Genomic DNA, 3,555 nt, shown 5'->3' on the forward strand with positions numbered 1-3,555 from the left:
CGGGGTCGGCAGCGGGCCGGTCAGCAGCACATTCACGCCGGCCGAAGYGAAACCGGCCTCCAGTGCGGACTCGATCATGTAGCCCGAGATGCGCGTGTCCTTGCCGATCAGCACCGTGGGCCGCTCGTCCGTCTTGCGCAGCACGCGACCGACGGCATGGCCCAGGCGCAGCATGAAGTCCGGCGTGATCGGGTCCTGGCCCACCGTGCCCCGAATGCCGTCGGTTCCAAAATACTTGCGGGCCATCGAGCTCTTCCTTCTTATTTCGTGGCAGGGATTGTCGCCGCATCGACCGCGGCCCAGACCTTGAGCGCGTCCACGGTGGCGGCGACATCGTGCACACGAATCACGTTCGCGCCTGCGCTGACGGCCCGCAGCGCGGCGGCCAGGCTGGCCGGCAGGCGCTGGTCCACCGGCCGACCGGTGATGTCGCCCAGTGTGCGCTTGCGCGACCAGCCCACCAGCAGCGGATAGCCCAGCCCGGCCAGGCGTTGCTGCCCGGCCAGCAGCTGGAGGTTGTGCTCGGCGCTCTTGGCAAAGCCATAACCCGGATCCAGCGCGACGGCATCAGCCGGGATGCCCGAATCTCGCGCAGCTTGCGCGCGTTGGGCGAGAAAGGCGCCGACCTCGGCCACCACATCGCCGTAGACCGCCAGCTCCATCATCGACGCCGGCTCGCCGCGCATGTGCATCAGGCAGACACCCGCACCGCTGCCGGCCACAGCCGCCAGCGCGCCGGGCAGTTGCAGGGCCTGCACGTCGTTGACGATGTCCGCACCGGCATCCAGCGCGCGGCGCATCACGTCTGGCTTGTAGGTGTCGACCGAAACGGGAACGCCTAACGTGACCGCCGCGGCCAGCACCTTGTCGATACGCGCCCATTCGCTGCCGGCATCGACGCGCGGCGCGCCGGGGCGGGTGGACTCGCCACCGATGTCCAAGATGTCGGCGCCTTCTGCCACCAGGCGCTCGCAGTGCGCGATGGCGGTCCGGGTGTCGTCATGCCGGCCACCGTCGGAAAAGGAATCCGGCGTCACGTTGACGATGCCCATCACGCGCGGGTGGCTCAAATCAAGGCGGAAGCGGCGGGTCTGCCAATGCATGGGCGGCTCGGAATGGAAAACGGGCCCGGTGGAAGCCGGGCCCGTCGTTGGGGTGGGGATCAGGCCGCGGCGGGGGCGCCGTCGGTGCTGACCGGCGGCGTGCCACCACCGGTCGGGCCGCTCGGGGTCGGCTTGTCGTCAGGCGCGCGTGGGGGGCGGCCGGCCATGATGTCCAGGATCTGGTCGCGGTCGATGGTTTCCCACTTCATCAGCGCCTCGGTCATGGTCTCGACCTTGTCGCGGTTGTCCTCGAGGATCTTCTGCGCGACGGCGTACTGCTGGTCGAGGATGCGGCGGATCTCGCCGTCGACCTTCTGCTGCGTGCTCTCGCTGATGTTGGCCGTCTTGGTCATGCTGCGGCCGAGGAAGACTTCGCCCTCGTTCTCGGCATAGACCATCGGGCCGAGCACCTCGCTCATGCCGTAGCGCGTCACCATGTCGCGGGCCATGCGGGTGGCGCGTTCGTAGTCGTTGGATGCACCGGTCGAGATGTCGTGGACGAACAGGTCCTCGGCAATGCGGCCGCCGAACATGATGCTGATGCTGTTGAGCATCTGCTTGAAGTACAGGCTGTGCTGGTCACGCTCAGGCAGCTGCCAGGTCACGCCCAAGGCGCGCCCGCGCGGCATGATGGTGACCTTGTGAACCGGGTCTGTGCCGGGCAGCAGCTCGGCGACGACGGCATGACCAGACTCGTGGTACGCCGTGGCGCGCTTCTCGTCCTCGGTCATGACCATGCTCTTGCGCTCGGGGCCCATGTAGAGCTTGTCCTTGGCGCGCTCGAAGTCGATCATTTCCACCAGGCGACCATTGCGGCGCGCGGCGAACAGGGCAGCCTCGTTGACGAGGTTGGCCAGGTCGGCACCGCTCATGCCAGGCGTGCCGCGGGCGAGGATGGACGCGTTGACGTCCTGGCCGATAGGCACCTYGCGCATGTGCACGTTCAGGATCTGCTCGCGGCCGCGGATGTCCGGCAGCGTGACATAGACCTGGCGGTCGAAGCGGCCGGGGCGCAGCAGCGCGGGGTCGAGGATGTCGGGTCGGTTGGTGGCGGCGATGACGATGACGCCGAGATTGGTCTCGAAGCCATCCATCTCGACCAGCATCTGGTTCAGCGTCTGYTCGCGCTCATCATTGCCRCCGCCCAGGCCKGCGCCGCGATGRCGGCCGACGGCGTCGATTTCGTCGATGAAGATGATGCAGGGCGCGCTCTTCTTGGCCTGCTCGAACATGTCTCGCACGCGGGCCGCGCCAACGCCGACGAACATCTCGACGAAGTCGGAGCCCGAGATCGTGAAGAAGGGCACCTTGGCTTCACCGGCGATGGACTTGGCCAGCAGCGTCTTGCCGGTACCCGGAGGGCCGACAAGCAACACACCACGCGGGATACGGCCGCCGAGCTTCTGGAATTTCTGCGGATCCTTCAGGAAGTCGACCAGTTCCTTGACCTCTTCCTTGGCTTCATCGCAACCAGCGACGTCGGCGAAGGTGACGGTGTTGTTGGCCTCGTCCAGCATGCGGGCCTTGGATTTGCCGAAGCTGAATGCCCCGCCCTTGCCGCCACCCTGCATCTGGCGCATGAAGTAGACCCAGACACCGATCAGCAGCAGCATCGGCGTCCAGTTGATCAGCATGCTGACCAGGAAGCTCTGCTCTTCACGCGGCTTGATGTCGAACTTGACGCCGTTATTGCGCAGGTCGCCGACCAGGCCACGATCCTGGTAGGTGGCCAGCGTGCGCAGCTTGTTGCCTTCGGTGTCTTCGGCGTAGATGTCACCGGTGATGCCGTCGGGCAGCGTCGCGGATTTGATCCGGCGCGCCTGGACGAGATCCAGGAACTCGGAATAGGTCACCTGCTTACCGGGTGCCGTGGTGCCGCCGAACTGCTTGACGACCGTGAACAGCACCAGCGCGATCACGATCCAGACGGCGAACTTCGAAAACCATTGATTGTTCACTGCGACTCCTTGGCCCTGATGGCCCAGCGCGGGTTTCAGGACAGTGGGGGCGATTTTAGGGGCGGCAAGGGGCCTACCCCTGTAATCAGCGGTTTTTCAGTCCCATGCCCACCAAGAATGTCTCGGAAGAGCGGATGCGGGAGGCTTTGGGCTTCACGACCTTGAAGACCTTGAAATGTGTTTTGAAGAGGTTCACGAGCTCGTCGTAGCCGCTGCCATGGAAGACCTTGGCCACCAGCGCGCCCTCGGGCTTGAGGTGGCTGCTGGCGAAATCGACGGCCAGCTCGACCAGGCCGGAGATGCGGGCGGCATCGGTGGACGCAATACCCGACATATTGGGCGCCATGTCCGACACGACGACGTCCACCGGACGGCCGGCCAGAGCCGCCTCCAGCTCTGCCAGCACCGCGTCCTCCTGAAAATCGCCCTGGATGAACTGCACGCCTTCGATGGGCTCGAACTCCAGCACGTCCAGCGCAATGATGCTGCCGTTG

General features: G+C 65.8%; 3 protein-coding genes and 1 pseudogene. All 4 read right to left on the reverse strand.

Going from position 1 to position 3,555, the window contains the following annotated elements; all coding sequences use genetic code 11:
* Positions 1 to 246: pseudogene (gene glmM / locus AC1DU6_RS23795) on the reverse strand (phosphoglucosamine mutase); the annotation flags it as partial.
* A gap of 14 nt (positions 247 to 260) precedes the next feature.
* Positions 261 to 1,103 carry a dihydropteroate synthase gene (gene folP / locus AC1DU6_RS23800; protein ID WP_056195457.1) on the reverse strand — a complete coding sequence of 281 codons (843 nt, stop codon included), beginning with the start codon at positions 1,101 to 1,103 and terminating at the stop codon, positions 261 to 263.
* 59 nt (positions 1,104 to 1,162) lie between these two features.
* Positions 1,163 to 3,061, reverse strand: a complete 1,899-nt coding sequence (gene ftsH, locus AC1DU6_RS23805) for an ATP-dependent zinc metalloprotease FtsH (RefSeq protein ID WP_477860074.1) — start codon at positions 3,059 to 3,061, stop codon at positions 1,163 to 1,165.
* Positions 3,062 to 3,146: 85 nt separating this feature from the next.
* Positions 3,147 to 3,555 (reverse strand): RlmE family RNA methyltransferase (locus tag AC1DU6_RS23810; protein ID WP_477860076.1); only part of this gene is annotated, 409 nt, incomplete at its 5' end.

It is taken from the genome of Roseateles sp. P5_B10, from assembly GCF_056400485.1.

Coding starts and splice junctions, on each gene's coding strand:
- folP (WP_056195457.1), bottom strand. CDS start 1,103: ATGCATTGGCAGACCCGCCGCTTCCGCCTTGATTTGAGCCACCCGCGC.